This is a genomic window from Bradyrhizobium sp. WYCCWR 12699, assembly GCF_032144035.1.
Lineage (GTDB): Bacteria > Pseudomonadota > Alphaproteobacteria > Rhizobiales > Xanthobacteraceae > Bradyrhizobium.
Map to the genome: position 1 here is coordinate 322,216 of NZ_JAVTJN010000005.1, position 21,475 is coordinate 343,690.

Annotated in this window: 24 protein-coding genes; 18 read left to right on the forward strand and 6 right to left on the reverse strand. The window is 63.9% G+C overall.

All coding sequences use genetic code 11. The features are described from left to right. The first annotated feature begins 148 nt into the window (after window positions 1-148). The 3 genes from RPS27_RS06205 (at window position 149) to RPS27_RS06215 (ending at window position 2,097) form a co-directional block, all read left to right on the forward strand. Window positions 149-646, forward strand: coding sequence for a pilus assembly protein N-terminal domain-containing protein (locus RPS27_RS06205; RefSeq protein ID WP_212067870.1), 498 nt, complete (start codon window positions 149-151; stop codon window positions 644-646). Between the two features lie 231 nt (window positions 647-877). Then, the gene (locus RPS27_RS06210; protein WP_212067871.1) at window positions 878-1,459 is read left to right on the forward strand and encodes a TadE/TadG family type IV pilus assembly protein; all 582 of its coding nucleotides are present in this window, start codon (window positions 878-880) and stop codon (window positions 1,457-1,459) included. A gap of 23 nt (window positions 1,460-1,482) precedes the next feature. After that, window positions 1,483-2,097: a TadE/TadG family type IV pilus assembly protein gene (locus RPS27_RS06215; protein ID WP_211415866.1), complete on the forward strand. Its 615-nt coding sequence runs from the start codon at window positions 1,483-1,485 to the stop codon at window positions 2,095-2,097. Between the two features lie 97 nt (window positions 2,098-2,194). Here RPS27_RS06215 and RPS27_RS06220 read toward each other — a convergent pair whose 3' ends face one another. The 3 genes from RPS27_RS06220 to RPS27_RS06230 all read right to left on the reverse strand — a co-directional run bounded on the left by RPS27_RS06220 (window position 2,195) and on the right by RPS27_RS06230 (window position 4,550). Continuing rightward, the gene (locus tag RPS27_RS06220; RefSeq protein ID WP_194404462.1) at window positions 2,195-2,407 is read right to left on the reverse strand and encodes a cold-shock protein; all 213 of its coding nucleotides are present in this window, start codon (window positions 2,405-2,407) and stop codon (window positions 2,195-2,197) included. 268 nt (window positions 2,408-2,675) lie between these two features. Next, window positions 2,676-2,963, reverse strand: coding sequence for a translation initiation factor IF-1 (infA, locus tag RPS27_RS06225; protein ID WP_008131890.1), 288 nt, complete (start codon window positions 2,961-2,963; stop codon window positions 2,676-2,678). A gap of 24 nt (window positions 2,964-2,987) precedes the next feature. Next, a complete protein-coding gene (locus tag RPS27_RS06230) occupies window positions 2,988-4,550 on the reverse strand; it encodes a DEAD/DEAH box helicase (RefSeq protein ID WP_212067872.1) in 1,563 nt (520 codons plus the stop codon). A gap of 503 nt (window positions 4,551-5,053) precedes the next feature. Here RPS27_RS06230 and urtA point away from each other — a divergent pair. The 15 genes from urtA (at window position 5,054) to RPS27_RS06305 (ending at window position 18,961) form a co-directional block, all read left to right on the forward strand. Next, window positions 5,054-6,376 carry an urea ABC transporter substrate-binding protein gene (gene urtA / locus RPS27_RS06235; RefSeq protein ID WP_194404460.1) on the forward strand — a complete coding sequence of 441 codons (1,323 nt, stop codon included), beginning with the start codon at window positions 5,054-5,056 and terminating at the stop codon, window positions 6,374-6,376. 84 nt (window positions 6,377-6,460) lie between these two features. Further along, window positions 6,461-8,068 carry an urea ABC transporter permease subunit UrtB gene (gene urtB, locus RPS27_RS06240; protein ID WP_212067873.1) on the forward strand — a complete coding sequence of 536 codons (1,608 nt, stop codon included), beginning with the start codon at window positions 6,461-6,463 and terminating at the stop codon, window positions 8,066-8,068. Beyond that, window positions 8,065-9,234 (forward strand): urea ABC transporter permease subunit UrtC, encoded by a 1,170-nt coding sequence (gene urtC / locus RPS27_RS06245; protein ID WP_212067874.1) that lies wholly within the window; start codon window positions 8,065-8,067, stop codon window positions 9,232-9,234. The genes urtB and urtC overlap by 4 nt, the downstream gene beginning before the upstream one ends. A 4-nt stretch (window positions 9,235-9,238) precedes the next feature. Next, on the forward strand, window positions 9,239-10,000 hold the full coding sequence (gene urtD, locus RPS27_RS06250; RefSeq protein ID WP_194404457.1) for an urea ABC transporter ATP-binding protein UrtD: 762 nt from the start codon (window positions 9,239-9,241) through the stop codon (window positions 9,998-10,000). A 3-nt stretch (window positions 10,001-10,003) separates the two neighbouring features. Continuing rightward, entirely contained in the window at window positions 10,004-10,699 is a 696-nt protein-coding gene (urtE, locus tag RPS27_RS06255) for an urea ABC transporter ATP-binding subunit UrtE (protein WP_128927974.1), read from the forward strand. Between the two features lie 36 nt (window positions 10,700-10,735). Continuing rightward, the gene (locus RPS27_RS06260; protein ID WP_212067875.1) at window positions 10,736-11,566 is read left to right on the forward strand and encodes an urease accessory protein UreD; all 831 of its coding nucleotides are present in this window, start codon (window positions 10,736-10,738) and stop codon (window positions 11,564-11,566) included. A gap of 24 nt (window positions 11,567-11,590) precedes the next feature. Continuing rightward, the gene (locus RPS27_RS06265; protein WP_007605424.1) at window positions 11,591-11,893 is read left to right on the forward strand and encodes an urease subunit gamma; all 303 of its coding nucleotides are present in this window, start codon (window positions 11,591-11,593) and stop codon (window positions 11,891-11,893) included. Window positions 11,894-11,902: 9 nt separating this feature from the next. Continuing rightward, on the forward strand, window positions 11,903-12,208 hold the full coding sequence (locus tag RPS27_RS06270) for an urease subunit beta (protein WP_212067876.1): 306 nt from the start codon (window positions 11,903-11,905) through the stop codon (window positions 12,206-12,208). A gap of 57 nt (window positions 12,209-12,265) precedes the next feature. Then, on the forward strand, window positions 12,266-12,805 hold the full coding sequence (locus tag RPS27_RS06275; RefSeq protein ID WP_212067877.1) for an HD domain-containing protein: 540 nt from the start codon (window positions 12,266-12,268) through the stop codon (window positions 12,803-12,805). Window positions 12,806-12,839: 34 nt separating this feature from the next. Then, complete coding sequence (gene ureC / locus RPS27_RS06280) at window positions 12,840-14,555, forward strand: urease subunit alpha (RefSeq protein ID WP_212067878.1); 1,716 nt, start codon at window positions 12,840-12,842, stop codon at window positions 14,553-14,555. Between the two features lie 128 nt (window positions 14,556-14,683). Beyond that, window positions 14,684-14,983 carry a putative quinol monooxygenase gene (locus RPS27_RS06285; RefSeq protein ID WP_007599815.1) on the forward strand — a complete coding sequence of 100 codons (300 nt, stop codon included), beginning with the start codon at window positions 14,684-14,686 and terminating at the stop codon, window positions 14,981-14,983. A gap of 12 nt (window positions 14,984-14,995) precedes the next feature. Then, complete coding sequence (gene ureE / locus RPS27_RS06290; protein ID WP_211415875.1) at window positions 14,996-15,631, forward strand: urease accessory protein UreE; 636 nt, start codon at window positions 14,996-14,998, stop codon at window positions 15,629-15,631. Further along, the gene (locus tag RPS27_RS06295; protein ID WP_212067920.1) at window positions 15,612-16,340 is read left to right on the forward strand and encodes an urease accessory protein UreF; all 729 of its coding nucleotides are present in this window, start codon (window positions 15,612-15,614) and stop codon (window positions 16,338-16,340) included. Before ureE ends, RPS27_RS06295 begins: the two co-directional genes overlap by 20 nt. A gap of 40 nt (window positions 16,341-16,380) precedes the next feature. Further along, window positions 16,381-17,004, forward strand: a complete 624-nt coding sequence (gene ureG, locus RPS27_RS06300; protein ID WP_194404452.1) for an urease accessory protein UreG — start codon at window positions 16,381-16,383, stop codon at window positions 17,002-17,004. 295 nt (window positions 17,005-17,299) lie between these two features. Further along, the gene (locus tag RPS27_RS06305) at window positions 17,300-18,961 is read left to right on the forward strand and encodes an HWE histidine kinase domain-containing protein (RefSeq protein ID WP_259217662.1); all 1,662 of its coding nucleotides are present in this window, start codon (window positions 17,300-17,302) and stop codon (window positions 18,959-18,961) included. Here the strand turns inward: RPS27_RS06305 and RPS27_RS06310 are convergent. The 3 genes from RPS27_RS06310 to RPS27_RS06320 form a co-directional block, all read right to left on the reverse strand. Continuing rightward, window positions 18,958-19,572, reverse strand: coding sequence for a TetR/AcrR family transcriptional regulator (locus RPS27_RS06310; protein WP_194404450.1), 615 nt, complete (start codon window positions 19,570-19,572; stop codon window positions 18,958-18,960). The two genes, RPS27_RS06305 and RPS27_RS06310, sit on opposite strands and share 4 nt — an antisense overlap. Before the next feature lie 75 nt (window positions 19,573-19,647). Then, window positions 19,648-20,790 carry an OpgC domain-containing protein gene (locus RPS27_RS06315; protein ID WP_212067880.1) on the reverse strand — a complete coding sequence of 381 codons (1,143 nt, stop codon included), beginning with the start codon at window positions 20,788-20,790 and terminating at the stop codon, window positions 19,648-19,650. Between the two features lie 178 nt (window positions 20,791-20,968). Next, window positions 20,969-21,424, reverse strand: a complete 456-nt coding sequence (locus RPS27_RS06320; RefSeq protein ID WP_194404448.1) for a hypothetical protein — start codon at window positions 21,422-21,424, stop codon at window positions 20,969-20,971. Window positions 21,425-21,475 lie beyond the last annotated feature (51 nt).

Below are 21,475 nucleotides of genomic sequence, written 5' to 3' on the forward strand. Positions count from 1 at the left end.
TAGCGACCGCGCAAATGCCGGTCCGTCGAACAATCGTCTGCGAGTTTGCGGAACGTTCATGAATTAAGGGCAGGTTAGCCGGGTCGGGCACCGGCTCCGTTGTTATCCGTTCGCTTTTGCCGGTTTGTGACGTCCCGGGGGTAAGAGTATGCGTAAAGAATTGCTGCGCCGTCAGGCGCGGGTCTGTCTTCTGGTTGCTGCCGCCGTGCTGGCATCGCCGGCTGCCGGCCTTGCCGAACCGACCGCCGACACCATCGCCGTCAATGTCGACCAGGCCAAGCTGGTGCGGCTGCCCGGCAAGGTGGCGACCATCGTGGTCGGCAATCCCCTGATCGCCGATGTCACGCTGCAGCCCGGCGGAATGATCGTCGTGACCGGCAAGGGCTACGGTGCCACCAATTTCATCGCGCTCGACCGGAGCGGCGAGATTCTGGTCGACCGCCAGATCCAGGTCGAAGGCCCGAGCGACCGGCTCGTCACCGTCTATCGCGGGATCGAGCGCGAGTCCTACAGCTGCATGCCGCTTTGCCAACGCCGGGTGACGCTCGGCGACAGCGACACCTACTTCAACAACACGATGAACCAGGCCGGTTCGCTGAGCAGCAGTGCCAGCGGCAACGCCGGTGCGGCCACCAAATCCAACTAGCCAGACCGATTGACCGGCTCGCGCCGGAGTGGATCGCCTGATCCGCCTCGGCGCTTCCCGGACGCAAGGCGACGTCCGGCTGCGCGCGCCGTTTTTCCTGCCGCCGGCGCGCGTGGTTAACGCATCCTTAGCCGTGCGGTTCGCGCAGCGTGAATCGCCTGCAACACTTAAACAATCAGTTTTAGCTATTGAGTGAAGCAGAGGACCGCCGCTGCTGGGGAATTTGACGCGATGCCATCGCTTCCGTCTACGAGATTCACGCTCCGCAAGGCGCTATGCCGGTTTCGCGGCAGCCGCCGTGGCTCTGCGGCGGTCGAGTTCGCGCTGGTTGCTCCGATCTTCTTCGGGCTGCTGTTCGCCATCATCGAGACGGCGCTGGTGTTCTTCGCAGGCCAGGTGCTCGAGACCGTCACCCAAGCTTCGGCACGTGCGATTCTGACCGGTCAGGCCCAAGCGCAGGGCGGCTCGGTGGCGGCCTGTCAGACGGTGCCCAACACGGTTTCGGCGTGCGATCAGACCACGTTCAAAGCCTATGTCTGCAGCCAGATCCCGGCGCTGTTCGATTGCAATAAGCTCTACGTCGACGTGGTGAGCACCAGTTCCTTCACGACGCTGAGCCTCACCAATTACGGCGATTCCTGCACCTTCAATCCGGCCGGCGTGCAATACAATCCCGGCAGCGCCAGCCAGGTCGTCGTGGTGCGGCTGTTCTACCAGTGGCCGCTCGTCGTCACCGGCCTCGGCTATAACATCGGTTGCAGCAACAAGCGGCTGCTGGTGGCGACCGCAGCCTTCAAGAACGAACCCTTCTGAGGCAGATGGATCTGGGCGGACCAATGCAGGCGATTGCGAATTTCTTGGGAAATGCCCGCTGCTCATTGCGTGACTTCGTCGCCGACAAGCGCGCGCTCGCGGCGACCGAATTCGCGGTCATCGTCCCGCTGATGCTGGTGATGTTCTTCGGCACCGTCGAGTTCTCGTCGGCGGTGGCGATCGATCGAAAGGTCACGTTGATTGCACGGACCCTGTCCGATCTGACGTCGCAGTCGACGACGCTTGCCGATTCCGACATGCAGAACACGTTCACGGCCAGCATCTCGATCATCATGCCTTACGACGCAACGCTCGTGAAAGGCGCGATTTCCCAGATCTATATCGATGCGAACAGCATTGCCACGGTCCAGTGGAGCAAGGCCGGAACCATCGCGAGTGGCGCGACGCAAGCGACGCTGGCGACCTCGGCTCGGAAGGCCGGCGACAAGGTGACCAACGAAATTCCATCGACGCTGCTCATTCCGTCGACCTACCTCATCCTCAGCGAGGCGAGCTACACTTACACGCCGTCGGTGGGCTACGTGTTGAAGTCGAGCCTGCCGCTGAGCGATCTGTCCTACACGCGGCCGCGCCAGGTCACTTGCGTTCCCTACAACGGCGTACCGTCCTCGTGCTGATGTCCTCGAGCACGGCGTAGAATGAAAATGAAAAGGCCGTGCGGTGCGCACGGCCTTCTTGTTTTCTTGCGAGCCGATCGGGCGAGGCCCGGCGGGTTCAGCCTGCGTCGCGGAGATTGTCTGCCGCCGACTTGCCGGAACGACGGTCGGCCACGATCTCGTAGGAGATCTTCTGACCTTCACGCAGCGTGCCGAGGCCGGCACGTTCCACGGCGCTGATGTGGACGAACACGTCCTGGCCGCCATCGTCGGGCTGAATGAAGCCGAAGCCTTTGGTCGCGTTAAACCACTTCACGGTTCCCATGCTCACGGGGGTAGTCCCTTCTCAGATAACACAATGTTGGAGCCCGCTCGCGCGGGCCGGTTAGATCGAATTTTTGGAAGGGTCGTCAGCGTGTCTGAACCGGCTGTACCGGTGGATGCTAATGTCGTCCGGCCGAAAATCGATAAATTCCTTTTATCGGAATTGGGGACTCAAAACAATCGGGGCGCGCACGATTTTTTGATCCGCCGTGGGTGCACGGCGGATCAAAATAAGGATCGGCATTTTATTTCCGCGCTTGCGCGCCAACCATAGGCTAGCGGCGACGGAACTGACCGCCGCGCTGTCCGGGACGAGGCGGTCCACCCACCCCGCTGGGACGTTCGTCCTTGTGGCGGAAAATCAACCGGCCCTTCTCCAGGTCATAGGGCGACATCTCCACCGTCACGCGGTCGCCCGCCAGCGTCTTGATGCGGTTCTTCTTCATCTTGCCGGCCGTGTAGGCGACGATCTCGTGTCCGGCGTCGAGCTGCACGCGGTAGCGGGCGTCGGGGAGGATTTCGGTGACCAGTCCTTCGAACTGGATCAGCTCTTCCTTAGCCATGTGGGGGTCTCCAGTCGTGGACTGTTAGTTCGAATGAGGATTGCGGTTCGGTCGGCCGTTGGGGCGACTCTCGCGACGCAAAAAGGCAACGCCTTGTATTCCATCAGGCTTGCCGGCGCTATGCGCGGGACGCTGTTCCGACCGATCGGCTGGTGAGGAATTCATCTTACCACCCGAACCGCGGCGGCGGCGAGACCCTTTGGAGGCCTTGTGGCCCTCTGCGGGCCTGCCATCAACAGGTCTGCCCTCGCCATAACGTCCTTCGCCGGGCCGTCCGTCGCTGGGCCTGCCGGCGCTATGATGGCGTCCGTCGGCATGCCGTTCGTCGCCACGCCGTCCGTCGCCGTGCCGGGCGGCTTGCGGACGCTGGCCCGGGCGGCCACCCGGCCGGCCCTGCCGTTGCTGGGACGGGGGAGGACCGGCGTCCCGGCGGCCGGCATCGGTACGGAGGTCTTCGCGGGGCAGCGCCACCTTGATCAGCCGCTCGATGTCGCGGAGGTAGCTGAGTTCCTCGCCGCCGGCCACCAGCGAGATCGCGGTGCCCTCGGCGCCGGCGCGCGCCGTGCGGCCGATACGGTGAACATAGGTTTCCGGCACGTTGGGCAGGTCGAAATTGATGACGTGGCTGATGCCGTCGACATCGATGCCACGGGCGGCAATGTCGGTGGCGACCAGGGTGCGGATCTCGCCCGAGCGGAACTGGGCGAGCGTGCGCTCGCGATGGTTCTGCGACTTGTTGCCGTGGATGGCGCTGGCGGGAATGCCGGCCTTCTCGAGCGACTTCACCACCTTGTCGGCACCGTGCTTGGTGCGGGTGAAGACCAGTGCGCGGTTGACCGGCTCGTCTTTCAGCAGCTTGGTCAGGAAGGCGGGCTTGGCGGAGAAGTCGACCTGGACGATGCGCTGGTTGATCCGCTCGGCGGTCGAGGAGACCGGGGTCACCGCGACGCGGGCGGGGTCACGCAGCATGGCGTCGGCGAGCTCGGCGATGTCCTTCGGCATGGTGGCCGAGAAGAACAGCGTCTGCCGCTTGATCGGGAGTTTCGCGACGATTTTGCGGATGTCGTTGATGAAGCCCATGTCAAGCATGCGGTCGGCTTCGTCGAGCACGAGGAATTCGACGCTCGAAAGTTTCAATCCGTTGCTTTGCACGAGGTCGAGCAGGCGGCCGGGGGTGGCGACCAGCACGTCGACGCCCTGCATCAGGGCACGGACCTGGCGGCCCATCGGCACGCCGCCGATGGCGAGCGTCGAGGCTAGGCGGAGGTGGCGGCCATAGGCGTTGAAGCTATCGAGGATCTGGCCGGACAGCTCGCGGGTGGGCGACAGCACCAGGACGCGGCAGGTCTTAGGCTGCGGCTTGATGCGGTTCTCGAGCAGGCGGTGCAGGATCGGCAGCGCGAAGGACGCGGTCTTGCCGGTTCCGGTCTGGGCAATGCCGACGACGTCGCGCCCGGTCAGCGCGATCGGAACAGTCTGGGCCTGGATGGGGGTGGGAGTGACGTAGTTCTCTTCGGCGAGAGCACGCGCGATCGGTTCGGCGAGGCCGAAATCCTGAAACGAAGTCAAAAGATGGGTTCTTTCCATGTCAAAAGCGCAACGCCCGGCGCATTCAGCGCGGCGCGCGCAAAAGGGTGTCGAGAAGACACCTGCGTGTTTAGGGTGTCGGATGGCTTGGGAGATGGGGCAAGCCAGAGGCCCGTAGGGGGCTTAAGAACACGCGGCTCGCAACGACCCCTTGATTCGCAAGAGGTCTCGGCTGTTCATATGGAACATTCAGCGGGCGCTTTCAAGGCAAGCGTGCCCGAAACGGCGGTTGCGGTGCAGAAATAGTTATGCCGGAAATTTAGCCAGAGCTAGCATTTTGCTCAAAAAATAGACCGCCTGCCGCTTTGGCATACATTTGAATTGCTCAAGTTTTGAGCTGCTTCTTAATGGCGAAACTTTGATTTCGGGCGATTTGTTTAGCGAAACCAATTGGTTGATGGGTGCCCAGTCCATGGCACGGTTCTTGCGAATCCGTTAATCGCAGGCGGCCGTGGGGCCGTTTCGCAGCGTTTTCACGTCTGCGTCAGGGAGATGAGACACTCATGCTTAGCAAATCCATTCACGATATAGCGGCGTCATTTAGCCGCCGTGGCGTTCTCGCCGCGACCGCCGGACTGATGCTCGGACTGGCTCCATTGACCGGCGCGAAGGCCGCCGACGACACCATCAAGGTCGGTGTGCTGCACTCTCTTTCCGGCACCATGGCCATCAGCGAAACCACGCTGAAGGACACCATCCTCTTCCTGATCGACGAGCAGAACAAGAAGGGCGGCGTGAACGGCAAGAAGCTCGAGGCCGTCGTCGTCGATCCCGCCTCGAACTGGCCGCTGTTCGCCGAAAAGGCGCGCGAGCTGATCACCAAGGACAAGGTCTCGGTCGTGTTCGGCTGCTGGACCTCGGTGTCGCGCAAGTCGGTGCTCCCGGTGTTCAAGGAGCTGAACAGCATCCTGTTCTACCCCGTGCAGTACGAGGGTGAGGAGAGCGAGCGCAACGTGTTCTACACGGGCGCGGCACCGAACCAGCAGGCGATCCCCGCCGTCGACTATTTGATGAAGGAAGAGAAGGTGAAGCGCTGGGTGCTCGCGGGCACCGACTACGTCTATCCGCGCACCACCAACAAGATCCTGGAAGCCTACCTGAAGTCCAAGGGTGTCGCCCAGGAAGACATCATGATCAACTACACGCCGTTCGGTCACTCCGATTGGCAGACGATCGTGGCCGACATCAAGAAGTTCGGCTCGGCCGGCAAGAAGACTGCGGTGGTCTCGACCATCAACGGCGACGCCAACGTTCCCTTCTACAAGGAGCTCGGCAACCAGGGTATCAAGGCGAAGGACATCCCGGTCGTCGCGTTCTCGGTCGGTGAGGAAGAGCTCGCCGGCATCGACACCAAGCCGCTGGTCGGCCATCTCGCTGCCTGGAACTACTTCCAGTCCATCAAGTCGCCGGAGAACGAGAAGTTCATCAAGGCGTGGCAGGCCTACACCAAGAATCCGAAGCGCGTGACAAACGATCCGATGGAAGCGCACGTGATCGGCTTCGACATGTGGGTCAAGGCGGTCGAGAAGGTGAAGTCGACCGATCCCGACAAGGTGATCGACGCTCTCCCGGGCATCGAAGCCAAGAACCTGACCGGCGGCGTGTCGAAGATGCTGCCGAACCACCACATCACCAAGCCGGTGTTCATCGGCGAGATCAAGGGCAACGGCCAGTTCGACGTGGTCTGGAAGACCCCGGGCCTCGTCGCGGGCGATGCCTGGTCGAAGGAGCTCGACGGCTCCAAGGACCTGATCGGCGACTGGGTCGGCAAGAAGTGCGGCAACTTCAACACCAAGACCAACAAGTGCCTCGGTTCCGGCTCCTGATCCGGATCTGACACGCCATTGCACGATCGGAGAGGGCGGCGATCCCGCCGCCTTCTCCACCCATTTCTGCCGGGGTCATTCACAGTGCCAGCCTATTTGTCCGCGCGCCTCTGCTCGCTTGCGCTCTCGTTGTTGCTGATCGCGTTCGCGCTGCCGGCCTTCGCCGGTCCGTTCGAGGACGGGGTCGCCAAATTCGCCAATGACGATTTCTCCGACACGGAAGAGGCGATCGGCGTGGTTGCCGGGAGCGGCAACAAGCTGGCTTTTCCCATCATCAGCGCGCTCCAGGACGGCCGCCTTATGGCCGATCCTGACAGCAAGAAGGTTTATGTCACCGGCACCGACGGCAAGTCGATCGATGCCGCGACCGGCGAGGCGGTCGCCAGCGTTCCCGACAGCGCGAGCGCCGTGCGCCTCAATAACCGCCTGCGCCGCAGCGTCGATGCTGCGCTCGGCGGCTTGACGCTGCAATCGCCGGATGTCGGGACGCGCCTGCAGGCCGCGCAGTCCGTCTTCAAGTCGCATGAGGAGACGGCGCTCGAGGCCGTCGACGGCGCGCTCGCCAAGGAAACCAACAAATCGGTCAAGGCTGCGCTCGGCGAGGCTCGCGCGGCCATCCTGCTGTTCAAGACGGATGCCTCCGAGGTCGAGAAGCTCGAGGCGGTTGCCACGCTCAAGGCGCGCGGCGATCAGGAAGCGCTGGCGCTGCTCACCGGCATGGGCGACCAGCCGGCCTCGGTGACCAAGGCCGCCGCGAGCGCGATCGGCTCGATCCAGTCCTCGCTCGCCGTCTGGTCGGGCGTGCAGAATGCCTGGTACGGCCTCTCGCTCGGCTCGGTGCTGCTGCTCGCCGCGATCGGGCTCGCCATCACCTTCGGCGTGATGGGCGTCATCAACATGGCCCATGGCGAGATGGTGATGATCGGGGCCTACACCACCTTCGTGGTGCAGGAGGTGATCCGTACCCGCTATCCCGGCCTGTTCGACTATTCGCTCTTGATCGCCGTGCCGCTCGCCTTCCTCGTCGCCGGCGCCATTGGCGTCCTGATCGAGCGCAGCATCATCCGCTTCCTCTACGGCCGTCCGCTGGAGACGCTGCTGGCCACCTGGGGTCTCTCGCTGGTGCTGCAGCAGGCGGTGCGCACCATGTTCGGCCCGACCAACCGCGAGGTCGGCAATCCCTCCTGGATGAGCGGCGCGTTCGAGCTCGGCCAGATCACCATCACCTATAACCGGCTCTGGATCCTCGTGTTCACGCTGGCCGTGTTCGCGATCCTGCTCGCAATGCTGCGCTACACCGCACTGGGCCTCGAGATGCGCGCAGTGACGCAGAACCGTCGCATGGCGGCCTCGATGGGCATCGCCACCTCGCGTGTCGACGCGCTGACCTTCGGCCTCGGCTCGGGTATCGCGGGCATTGCCGGCGTGGCGCTGTCGCAGATCGACAATGTCAGCCCCAATCTCGGCCAGAGCTACATCATCGACAGTTTCATGGTCGTGGTGTTCGGTGGGGTCGGCAATCTCTGGGGCACGCTGGTCGGCGCCTTCACGCTCGGCATCGCCAACAAATTCCTGGAGCCGGTCGCCGGCGCCGTGCTCGGCAAGATCGCCATCCTGGTTCTGATCATCCTGTTCATTCAAAAGCGGCCGCGCGGCCTGTTCGCGCTCAAGGGCCGTGCGGTGGAAGCATGACCCCTCACATGCTGACGCGATCGCTGGACCGCAGCGCGACGGTCTTCCTTGCCGTCGTCGTGGCCTGCGGCATCCTCATCCCGCTCTCCAACCTGCTGCTGCCCGCGGGCTCGTTCCTGCAAGTGCCGACCTATCTCGTCGCGCTCTGGGGCAAGTATGTCTGCTACGCCATCCTGGCGCTGGCGATCGACCTGATCTGGGGCTATTGCGGCATTCTCTCGCTCGGCCACGGCGCCTTCTTCGCGCTCGGCGGCTACGCGATGGGCATGTACCTGATGCGGCAGATCGGCACCCGCGGCGTCTACGGCAATCCTGTTCTGCCCGACTTCATGGTGTTCCTGAACTATTCGAAGCTGCCCTGGTACTGGTACGGCTTCGACATGTTCTGGTTCGCCGCGCTGATGGTGCTGGTCGTGCCCGGCCTGCTCGCTTTCTGCTTCGGCTGGCTCGCCTTCCGTTCCCGCGTCACCGGCGTGTATCTCTCGATCATCACGCAGGCGATGACCTACGCGCTGCTGCTCGCCTTCTTCCGCAACGATTTCGGCTTCGGCGGCAACAACGGCCTGACCGACTTCAAGGACATCCTCGGCTTCAACGTGCAGGCGGAGGGCACCCGCGCGGCGCTGTTCGCGCTGAGCTGCCTGGCGCTGATCGTCGGTTTCCTGATCTGCCGCGCCATCGTCTCGTCGAAGCTCGGCAAGGTGCTGATCGCGGTGCGTGATGCGGAATCGCGCACGCGCTTCCTGGGCTACCGCGTCGAATCCTACAAGCTGTTCGTGTTCACGGTATCGGCCTGCATGGCCGGCGTCGCCGGTGCGCTCTACGTCCCCCAGGTCGGTATCATCAATCCCTCCGAATTCGCGCCGGGCAATTCGATCGAGGCGGTGATCTGGGTCGCGGTCGGCGGCCGCGGCACGCTGGTCGGCGCGGCGCTCGGCGCCGTCGTCGTCAACTACGCCAAGACGTTCTTCACCTCCGGCATGCTCGCGCCTTACTGGCTGTTCATGCTGGGTGCGCTGTTCATTCTGGTGACGCTGCTGCTGCCCAAGGGCATCGTCGGCACCTTCAACGCCTGGTGGGACTCCTCGAGGGAGAAGCGCATCGCCGCGGCCTCAGCGAGCGCTGCGGCCGAGGACGGCGTCACCGAACCCAAGATGGCGGAGTAGCGCGATGAACGTCATGGACAACCGCGCGACCTCCGCGATGCTTTACCTGGACGGCGTGCACGTCTCGTTCGACGGCTTCCACGCCATCAATAATTTGTCGTTGACCCTTGAGCCCGGCGAGATGCGCGCCATCATCGGCCCGAATGGCGCCGGCAAGACTACCATGATGGACATCATCACCGGCAAGACCAAGCCCGACGAGGGTACGGTTCTGTTCGACGGCGTCACCGATTTGACGCGGCTGGACGAGACCCGCATCGCCGAGCTCGGCATCGGCCGCAAGTTCCAGAAACCGACCGTGTTCGAGAGCCAGACCGTGCAGGACAACCTCCTGCTCGCGCTGAACGTCGATCATTCGGTCCGCGGCACGCTGTTCTGGCGCGGCAGCAAGGCCGAGTCCGAGCGCATCGACAAGGTGCTGGAGACGATCCGCCTCACCGACGCCCGCAATCGCCTTGCCGGCAGCCTCAGCCACGGCCAGAAGCAATGGCTCGAGATCGGCATGCTGCTGGCGCAGGATCCGAAGCTGCTGCTGGTCGACGAGCCCGTCGCCGGCATGACCGACGTCGAGACGCATCTGACCGCCGAGCTGCTGAAAGAGATCAACAAGACTCACACCGTGATGGTGGTCGAGCACGACATGACGTTCGTGCGCGAGCTCGGCGTCAAGGTCACCTGCCTGCACGAAGGCACGGTGCTCGCGGAAGGCACCATCGACCAGGTCTCGTCCAACGAGCGGGTCATCGAAGTCTATCTGGGGCGCTGAGCGATGCTTGAGGTCAAGGACATCAACCTGTTCTACGGCGCGGCGCAGGCGCTGCGCGGCGTTTCCATCTCGGCCGAGCCGGGCAAGGTCACCTGCGTGCTCGGGCGCAACGGCGTCGGCAAGACCTCGCTGCTCCGTGCCATGGTCGGGCAATATCCGATCTCGTCGGGTGCGATCGTGCTCGATGGTAGCGACATTACCGGACTGAAGCCCTATGAGCGGGCGCGCAAGGGCATCGGCTTCGTGCCGCAGGGACGCGAGATCTTCCCGCTGCTGACGGTCGAGGAAAACCTCAAGACCGGTTTCGGTCCGCTCAAGCGCGAGGACAAGCACATTCCGGACGACGTGTTCTCGCTGTTTCCGGTGCTGCAATCCATGCTCGGCCGTCGCGGCGGCGACCTCTCAGGCGGCCAGCAACAGCAGCTCGCGATCGGCCGCGCACTGGTGATGCGGCCGAAGCTTCTGCTGCTCGACGAGCCGACCGAGGGCATCCAGCCCTCCATCATCAAGGACATCGGCCGCGCCATCTCGTACCTGCGCAATCTCGGCAACATCGCCATCGTGCTGGTCGAACAATATCTCGACTTTGCCTGCGAACTCGGCGACAGTTTCGCGGTGATGGATCGCGGCGCGGTGAAGTTCACCTGCGACCGTTCCAATCTCGACCCGGCCGAAATCAGCCGCCAGATGGCGCTGTAGTCCCAGGATTTCTGCCGCGGCCGGCCGGGGAGAGGGATGCGCAGCGACGCTTTGACGACATCTTCGGTGTTCGAAGCCAACCGTGCCCGTGGCGCGGTGCGCTTCGACGTCCACGCGCGCGATGGCGTGACCCGGCGCGGCACCTTGCATGAATCCGGCTCCTTGCGCGTCCGCTTCCCTTCGCCGGAAGACGAGGGGCTATCCGGCGTGTTCGTCAACACGGCCGGTGGCGTTGCGGGTGGGGATCGCTTCGACATCGAGATCACGGCCGCAGCCAGCTCGCGGCTGACGCTGACGACGGCGGCCGCAGAAAAGGTCTATCGCGCGCCGGGGCAGGCGGCAGAGCTCAATATCGGGCTGAAGGTCGCCGCGGGTGCGCATCTCGCCTGGCTGCCGCAGGAGACGATCCTGTTTGATCGCGCCCGCGTCCATCGCCGCTTCGACATCGCGCTCGACGAGGCGGCGTCGCTCCTGCTTTGCGAGATCGTCGTGTTCGGCCGCACCGCCATGGGCGAGCGGATGGAGCAGGGCGAGTTCGTCGACCGCTGGCGGCTGCGGCGCGGTGGCCGGCTGGTCTTCGCCGAGACGGTGAGGCTCGACGGCAATATCGGCGCAAAGCTCGCGCGATCGGCAGTTGCCAAGAGCGGGGCGGCGATCGGCACGGCCCTGATCGTCCCCGGTGACGAGGCTCTGGTCGAGCGCATCCGCGAGGCCTCGGGCTCGTTCTCCGGAGAGGTCGGAATCTCGGCCTGGAATGGCTTTGCAATGGCGCGGTTCTGTGCCCAAGATGCGGCGCGTTTGCGTGCCGACATGATGGCCGTGCTGGCGCTCACCGGTGTCGCGCTGCCGCGGCTCTGGCTGAATTGAAGTGTTGAACGGAAGAGATTTCGCATGAACCTGTCTCCCCGCGAAAAGGACAAGCTCTTGATCTCGATGGCCGCGATCGTGGCCCGCCGCCGGCTGGACCGCGGCGTCAAGCTCAACCACCCCGAGGCCATCGCGATCATCTCCGATTTCATCCTCGAAGGCGCGCGCGACGGCCGCACCGTCGCCGAACTGATGCAATCCGGCGCGCAGGTCTTGACCCGCGACCAGGTGATGCCTGGAATCCCCGAGATGATCCACGACATCCAGGTCGAGGCGACGTTTCCGGACGGCACCAAGCTCGTCACCGTGCACGAGCCGATCAGGTAGGAGAGCAGCATGATCCCCGGCGAACTCTTCATCCAGGACGGCGAGATCGAGCTCAATGCGGGCCGCAAGACTGTGTTGCTGACGGTGGCCAACACCGGTGACCGCCCCATCCAGGTCGGCTCGCACTACCATTTCTTCGAGACCAACCCGGCGCTGAAATTCGACCGCAAGAAGTCCCGCGGCATGCGCCTCGACATCGCCGCCGGCACCGCGGTGCGTTTCGAACCCGGCCAGACCCGCGATGTGCAGTTGGTGGCGATGGCAGGCAAGAAGACGATCTACGGTTTCCGCGGCGATGTGATGGGGAAGCTGTGAGCGTCGCAGGAACGAGCGCGGCACGGCACGGTTGAGGCGAGAATGGAGGTACTTGCCATGCTCTCCCCCGTCCGTCTCATCTCCGAAGCTGCCGAGCTCGCCGCGCAGCGCCACAACGGCATGGCGCGCAAGGGGCGCGGCAGCGAGCCCTATATCAATCATCTCGCCGAGGTTGCGAACCTGCTTGCGACCGCGACCGACGGCGCCGATGCCGAGCTGGTCGCGGCCGGCTGGCTGCACGATACGATCGAGGACACCGACACCACGCGCGATGAGCTTGCGCAGACGTTCTCAGAGCGAGTCGCCGCCCTGGTCGTTGAGTGCACGGACGACATGAATCTGCCGAAGGCCGAGCGGCGGCGGAAGCAGATCGAGGACGCTCTGCACAAATCGCCCGGCGCGAAGCTGATCAAGATCGCCGACAAGATCAGCAATATAGGGGCACGCCTTCATACGGATCCGACCACCGAGGAGCTTGACGACCTCGCCGACTACAGTGGATGGGCCACGCAAGTCGTTGCGGGCTGCCGCGGCGGTAATGCGTGGCTCGACGAGAAATTCGATGATGCCGTGAAAGCAGCGAAGGCCTTGCTGTGATCCACCAAACGTTCAACCGCAAACGGGGCTTGTGATGTCCGTAAAGATGAAGCGTTCCGTCTATGCCGACATGTTCGGCCCCACTACGGGCGACAAGGTGCGGCTGGCCGACACCGACCTCATCATCGAGGTCGAGAAGGATTTCACCACTTATGGCGAGGAGGTGAAGTTCGGCGGCGGCAAAGTGATCCGCGACGGCATGGGTCAGTCGCAGGTCACCAACAAGCAGGGCGCGGCCGATACCGTGATCACCAATGCGCTGATCGTCGATCACTGGGGCATTGTGAAGGCCGACGTCGCCATCAAGGACGGCATGATCTCCGCGATCGGCAAGGCCGGCAATCCCGACATCCAGCCCGGTGTCACCATCATCATCGGTCCCGGCACCGACGTGATCGCGGGCGAGGGCAAGATCCTCACGGCCGGCGGCTTCGACAGCCACATCCATTTCATCTGCCCGCAGCAGATCGAGCACGCGTTGATGAGCGGCGTCACCTCGATGCTGGGCGGCGGCACCGGCCCCTCGCACGGCACCTTCGCCACCACCTGCACGCCGGGGCCGTGGCACATAGGGCGGATGATCCAGTCGTTCGACGCCTTCCCGGTCAATCTCGGCATTTCCGGCAAGGGCAACGCCTCGCGGCCCGCAGCCCTGGTCGAGATGATCAAGGCCGGCGCCTGCGCGCTGAAGCTGCACGAGGACTGGGGCACGACGCCGGCCGCGATCGACAACTGCCTGTCGGTCGCCGACGCGCACGATATCCAGGTCATGATCCACACCGACACGCTGAACGAATCCGGCTTCGTCGAGGACACGATCAAGGCATTCAAGGGGCGCACCATCCACGCCTTCCACACCGAGGGCGCCGGCGGTGGCCACGCCCCTGACATCATCAAGGTCGCCGGCTTGAAGAACGTGCTGCCGTCCTCGACCAACCCTACGCGACCCTTCACCCGCAACACCATCGACGAGCATCTGGACATGCTGATGGTGTGCCACCATCTCGATCCCTCGATTGCGGAAGACCTCGCCTTCGCCGAAAGCCGCATCCGCAAGGAAACCATCGCCGCGGAGGACATCCTGCACGATCTCGGCGCGCTCTCGATGATGTCGTCGGACTCCCAGGCGATGGGCCGGCTCGGCGAGGTCATCATCCGGACCTGGCAGACCGCCGACAAGATGAAGAAGCAGCGCGGGTCATTGCCGCAGGACAAGGGCAAGGACAACGACAATTTTCGCGTCAAGCGCTACATCGCGAAATACACCATCAATCCCGCGATCGCCCATGGTGTGTCGAAGCTGATCGGCTCGGTCGAGAAGGGCAAGATGGCCGATCTCGTGCTGTGGTCGCCGGCCTTCTTCGGCGTCAAGCCGGACTGCATCGTCAAGGGCGGCACGATCGTCGCAGCCCCCATGGGCGATCCCAACGCCTCGATCCCGACGCCGCAGCCGGTGCACTACCAGCCGATGTTCGGTGCCTTCGGCAAGGCGCGGACGGCGTCCTCTGTGGTGTTCACCTCGAAAGCCGCGATCACCGGTGGTCTCGCGCGAAAGCTCGGCATCGAGAAGAAGCTCTATGCGGTGCAGAACACCCGCGGCAAGATCTCGAAAAAGAGCATGATCCACAACGACGCCACGCCTAATATCGAGGTCGATCCGGAGACCTATGAGGTGCGCGCCGACGGCGAGCTGCTCACCTGTGCACCCGCCGAGGTGCTGCCGATGGCCCAGCGATATTTCATGTACTGAAATAGCGCCTCAACGCATGTCCCCGGCTTGTATCCGGGGACGGCTTCTTGCGATTTTGCGTTCGATCCCGCCTGGTCTAATGTCCCGCCCGGTATTGAACCTCAGAAGAAAAGCCGGGAGGATTTCTCGTGATCTATGTCGTCGCCACCCTGACCATCAAGCCCGAAACGCGCGCCGAATTCATTGCGGCCGCCACCGCCTGCATCAAGGAGACCCGGAAAGAGCCCGGCAATATCGCCTATGATCTGCACGAGAGCGTCACCGACCCTGCCAAGATGGTGTTCGTCGAGCAGTGGGAGAACGCCGAGGCGCTGGTGCCGCATCGTGCCATGGAGCATATGAAGACGTTCGGCCGCGTCGCGGTGAAGTGCTTCACGGCGCCGCCGAAGATCGAAGTGATCACGCCCGAGAAGGTCGAGACACGGTAACGGGGTAAAAGCATGATCCGGGCGACGCAGGTCAAGGGACAGCACCGCTTCACGGAAACGCCGGCGGACACGGTTGTGCTCGATTTCGACGATCGGCACCGCCGCCGCATGGCGATGACGGGCACGCGGGGGCTCGAATTCCTGCTCGACCTTGAGCACGCCACAGCACTCCGCGGCGGCGATGCGCTGGTGCTCGAGGACGGTCGCCTGGTCGAAGTGGTCGCGGCGCCCGAGCCGCTGCTGGAAATCCGCGGCCGCGATCCGCATCACCTCATCCGTGTCGGCTGGCATCTCGGCAACCGTCATCTGCCGACCCAGATCATGGCGAAGGCCTTGCGCATCCGCCGCGATCACGTCATCGAGGCCATGGTGAAGGGCCTCGGCGCTCGCGTGATCGAGATCGAGGCGCCGTTCGATCCCGAAGGCGGCGCCTATGCCGATGCCGGCCACGCGCATGGACATGACGACCATGCGCATCACGATCATGGCCATCATCATGATCATGGTCACGATCACCATGATCACCACGGACATGATCACCAGCATGGTCATGCCGCGCATGACCACGGTCACGATCATCACCATGACGAGCATTGCGACCATCCGGACCATCACCACGGCCACAAGCATGCTCATGACCACAAATGAGCGGGTCGGCGCCGGCGGCCTCGACGAAAGCGAGGCGGCGGCGCTGTATCGGCTGATGACCTGGCTGTCGCCGGCCTTCCCGGTCGGCGGCTTCTCCTATTCCAGCGGCATCGAATGGGCGGTCGAGGCGGGGGACATCGTCGATGTTGCAACGCTGGCCGACTGGCTCGACGCGATGCTCAGTGACGGCTCCGGCTTTTGCGATGCGACGTTTCTGGTCCACGCCTATCGCGCCGCAGAGGCGGGCGAGAAGGTCTCGTTGAACGAGATCGCCGAGCTTGCCGCGGCCTTCGTGCCTTCGCGCGAGCGGCAGCTGGAGACGAGCTCGCAAGGCCGCGCCTTCATCGATATCGCGCGCGCGGCGTGGGATGCCGACGGGCTGGATGCCATGGTTGCGGCGTGCCACACGCCGCCGGTCTATCCGGTCGCGGTCGGTGTGGTCGCAGCCGTGCACGGCGTGCCGCTGGGATCGACGCTGCACGCCTTCCTGCATGCGCTGGTCTCGAACTGGATTTCTGCGGCCAGCCGCCTCGTTCCACTCGGTCAGACCGACAGCCAGCGCGTGCTGGTGAGGCTGGAAGCCGCCGTGGCCGCGACCGCCAATCGTGCGCTGAATGCGACATTGGACGATCTCGGCGGCGCGACCTTCCGCGCCGATCTCGCCAGCCTGCGGCACGAGACCCAATATACGCGGCTGTTCCGCTCGTGAGGGCGCCGCGCCTTCAACCCATCGGGAGAAAGCGAACGACATGTCGAAATCTCACGGCCCCTTGCGTGTCGGCGTCGGCGGTCCGGTCGGATCGGGCAAGACCCAGCTGATGGACCTGCTCTGCAAGGCCATGCGCGAACGCTATGACATCGCCGCCATCACCAACGACATCTACACCAAATGGGATGCGGAGTTCCTGGTGCGGTCGGGCTCGCTGACGCCGGACCGCATTGCCGGCGTCGAGACCGGTGGCTGTCCGCACACCGCGATCCGCGAGGATGCCTCGATGAATCTGGCTGCGGTCGCGGACATGCGCGCCAAGTTTCCCGGGCTCGATCTCGTGCTGATCGAATCCGGCGGCGACAATCTCGCTGCCACTTTTTCCCCTGAATTGGCCGACCTCACCATCTACGTGATCGACGTCGCTGCCGGCGACAAGATCCCGTCCAAGGGCGGCCCCGGCATCACCCGGTCCGATCTCCTGGTCATCAACAAGATCGACCTCGCTCCCCATGTCGGCGCCTCCCTGGAGAAGATGGACACGGACGCCAGGCGCATGCGCGGCGAGCGTCCCTTCGTCATGACCAACCTGAAGAAGAGCGAAGGGCTCGACCGGATCATCGGCTTCATTGAGGCCAAAGGCGGCCTGAAACGGGCGGGCTGACGGCGCGACGACTTGGCGCACGCGTTTTTCGCCGTTAACCCTAGGGGCCGGGCCGCAATGGCGGAACAAATTTCGGACACGGCGATTGATTACCTCCGGTGCCCGGGCGATCCATCCTGGCCAGACCATCGGCCGGGCGGATTAAGCTTTTCAGGCGACCTACGTTGCGTGCCGATGTCTCCTCCTCCATTATCTCTGCCACCAGGGTTCACTCTGTTTCGGCACATGGCCGTTCGAGCGGCGTTCATATGCTCCTTGTTTATTGCCGACCTCCTGCTTTCGCCTGAGTAGTCGCGTGGTCCGGCTGGGTTTCATCATCGGTTTCATTGCTCTGCTCGGAGCCTTGCTCTCCGGGCTTGCGGCCTATCGCGTCCACGACCAGGAGCTGGCGCTGGACCGGATCGCGCTCGCGCGTGCGATCGACGTGCATGCCAGCCTGGTTCAGGACCGGCTCACCGAGCGCGAATTGCTTGCGCGTGTCGCCTCAGGCCTGTTCCGCACGCCGTCCGTGATCAAGCCGAACATGCTGGAGCCGCTGCGCTCGGCCATCTACGCCTTCAAGACGGATTTCGTGGTGGCCGGCTGGATCGCCCGGTTGAAGCCGAACGAGTTGACGGCGGCGCAGACCGCGATTGGGGGCGCCGGCTTCCCGAATCCGACGATCCGCAACTATGACGACAAGCCGATCAATCCGGCCGAGATTACCCAGCCGATCGACGTGCTGCTGGATCTCGAGCCGCGCAGCGACGAGACCAAGGCTCTGCCGGGCCGCAGTTACGATCAGGACCAGGTTCGCAGCGCCATGCTGACGCGTGCGCGGATTGAGAAGAGGTCAGTGGCTTCGGACCCGGTTCCGCTGCTGCGCGCAAACGGGCCGGTCGGCGTCATCGTGGCTGCGCCCGTCATTCCCGAGGGGGCGACCGAGCCGGCTGGGTTCGTCACGTTCTCCTACGAACTGGCGTCGCTGATGCTGACCAATGACGACATGTCGTTGTTCTCCGTCGCGCTCAGGGATCCGCGCAAGGAGGGCGGCGAGCTGATCGCCAACGACCAGGGCGTGGTCTCGACGCGCAACGTGGCGGCGGACGGAGCGGCGCCATCGGCGACGCGCACGGTGAGCTTCGGTGGCCGTGATTGGCAACTCGGTTATTACGCGAAGACCAACTCGGTGCGTCGTGCCGAGCAGACTGCGATCATCGTGGCGGCGATCGGCTTTGCGATCACTGCGATGGTGTGCGGTCTGTTTGGCTATGTCGCCTACAACAATCTGCGGCTCAGCCGGGAAATCCAGGTCCGGATCGGCTTCGAGCGCCGGCTGACCGCGGTCATCGACGAGCTCAACCATCGGGTCAAGAATATCCTAGCGGTGATCCAGTCGATCGTGACGCGCACCTTGCGCCACGGCTCGGACATCGATGTCGCCCGCGAGCTCCTGATCGGGCGCATCCATGCCATGTCCAACGTGGTCTCGCTGCTCAGCGAGAGCCAATGGCAGGGCGTCAAGTTGAAGGGCCTGTTCGAGGCGCGAGCCATCCCGCATGCCGACCGCATCGCCGTCACCGGTCCGGATATTGCGGTGAGCGCACGCGCGGCGCAGAGCCTCTCGCTGCTGTTCTTCGAACTCGCCTCGCATTCGGACGAGGGCCTGTCGCTGGTTGGCAAGCATCCGCACATCACGGCTAATTGGACGGTGACGGGTGAGGGGACCGAAGAGATCTTCAATTTTCGCTGGGAGGAGTTCAACACCAGCGAGGCGACGCGCCGCCCCGATTCCGATTTCGGCCTGATCCTGCTCGACCGTGTCGCCCCCGAGGCGCTCGGCGGCACCGCCAAGCGCTATTTCACCGAGGCCTCCTACGTCTATGAGCTGACCGCTCCCATGGAGACGGTGGTCGACATGACCGAACGCGATCGCACGGACAAGATCTCGGCTCCGGTTCGGCCTGCGCGCGGCTAGGCTTTCGGCCGCAAGATCAGATCGACCAGATTGCGCGCATAGGCCGGCGTGATCGGCGCGATGCCGAAGACGTAGCGGTAGAACAGGCCGCCGTAGATCGCGTCGTAGAGATCCTCGGCCGGCCCTGCGGCCAGGATGCTGCCGTCCTGCTGGCCTGCCGCAATCATCTCCACCAGCGCGTCGCGGCGGAACTGCAGATAGCGGGCATAGAACAGCTCGGCAGAGCCGGTCCTGGAAATGCATTCGGAGATGACGGCGAGCTGCACCTTGCCGAACTCGCCCTGGAGCGCCTCGGCATAGGCCGCGGCGTGACGGCGCGCGCGCGCCGCGGGACTGCCGGAGCTCACCGGGGGAAGTGGCAGCATCTGCGCGGCGTGTTGAAGGAAGGCGTCGATCAGAAGCGCCTCGCGGGACGGCCACCATTTGTAGATCGTCATCTTGGAGACGCCGGAGTGGCGGGCGACTGCGTCGATGGTGGTGGCGGCAAGGCCGGTGGACGCCATCAGCACATAGGCGCTTTCGAGAATGGCGTTGCTGGTCTCGATCGATCGCGGCCGGCCGCGCCGGGGGGCGCTGTCGGCCCCGTCATCCCCGCCATTCGCCGTCACCACGTCCGGTCTCCCCGCGCAACCCGCTCCTTTACCGGGATAGCGCAGCGGCGGCGGTCAACCTAGCGGAATCGCGCTTCAGGCCTGCTGCCGCACGGCCGCGGGCAGATCCTGCCATTTCGACCAGGCGACGTAATAGGCCACCGCGGTCATCGCCACGAATCCGGCGAGGCTCACCACGATCTGCATCACGACCAGATTGGCGCTGGTGATCAAGATGAGATGGCCGGCGAAAGACAGGAACACTCCGACGCAGAACACGGCAAGCCATTCCTCGCCGCATCGGATGACCGCCTGGAGCGGCTTCAGCCGCAGTCCGGGGTGATCGGCGGGAATGAGGTGAGTCGCCAGCAAAGCGAGTGCGAGGAAGTGAACCACGCGATAGGGCGCGAGGTTTTCCTTGTCGGTCGGCGCGATGCTGTCGAGGAGAACGTCCGGCAAATAGCCGGACAATTGCGGCGAATGCCGCAGCAAGGTGACGGCCATCGCGAATATGAGATAGGCCCCGGCGAGTATCCGCAGCCAGGGCATGTCGCGGAGCGCGCGCCCCGGCGCGCCTGTCACGGCGAACCAGCCGCCGAGCACCATCAGCATCTGCCAGCACAGCGGATTGAAGGTCCATTCCTGGTCCGGATAGACCCGGAAATTCCAGTCGAACCAGCGTGCGGCAAGGTAGAGCGCGATCGACGCCGCCAGCGTCAGGTTCGGCCGCCGCAACAGGCCCCACAATGCGAATGGAAAAAACGCCATCAGCGGGATCATCAACTGCAGCAGATCGAGATTGAGCGGCTCCTCCTGCAGCACGAGGCCGCGGACCAGGATGCGCAGCGGGTGCTCGAGAATCCCCGAAATGTTGTATTCGTGGATGATTTCCGGAGCCATCGACTGCGAGGCGACATAGGCGATGGTGTCGATGTAGATCACGAACAGCACGACATAGGCGGCATAGAGCCGCCAGACGCGCCGGAAAATGCGCGTTGCGGCGACGAGATGGCCGCGCTCCAGCGCAATCCGGCCGTGGATGATGGCGACGCCATAACCCACCACGAACACGAACAGATCGGCAGCGCCGCTGAAGCCGAAGTTGCGCAGCGTCAGCAGGTTGACGACGTTATTGGGGATGTGGTCGACGAAAACCGACCAATTGGCGATACCGAGCGTCAAATACAGCCTGGCGTCGTGGTGGAATGCGGCGAGGTTCGCCTTGACGGACGGGTTCATTGAGTAAAATAGCTTTGGGAATCAGGATGACGCTTTTACCGGCAACCGCCTGCCCATCCGAGTAGCGTTTGCGTGAGGTGACGATCATCCGCTTAAAATTGCGCAAAACCGGCCTATAAATGCCGCCGCGTACCCGCCGTCCGTCTTGCGGCGAAATTTTCTTAACGTGGTCCGGTCCTTACTCAGCCGGTTCGGCCGATACCTCGTCGGACACGCCGGCGCGGCTCGCCATGATGCCCAGTGCGACGCCACCGATCGCCAGGATCGGCAACAGCCGCTTGACCCCGATGGCCCGAACGATCTGGAGCCCGGTCGCGAGCAGCATGGGGTCCGCGAGCATGCTCTGCGACGCCGATTTCGCGGCACGCTCGGCCGCGATCTGGGCTTGCTTACGCAGCTCTCGCTTGTAAGCCCAGTAGCTCACTGCGGCGGCCAGGGTCAGCAGAAAAAAGACACCGGCGCCCGCGAGGCAGGCCTGCACCGGACCATATTTGTTGAGCACGGAAATGAATGCCGCCGCACACAGGAAGCAGGTGGTGATGAACAGCGCAAAAGCCGCGCCTGCGGCCAGGGAGGTCAGCCGCACAGTCGTACCCGTGGATGCGCTGATCCCGTCGATAATGCGCTGAAACATGGCCTTGCTCCTCAAATCCCCACAAGCCTATTCGTCCACAAGCCAGCATCG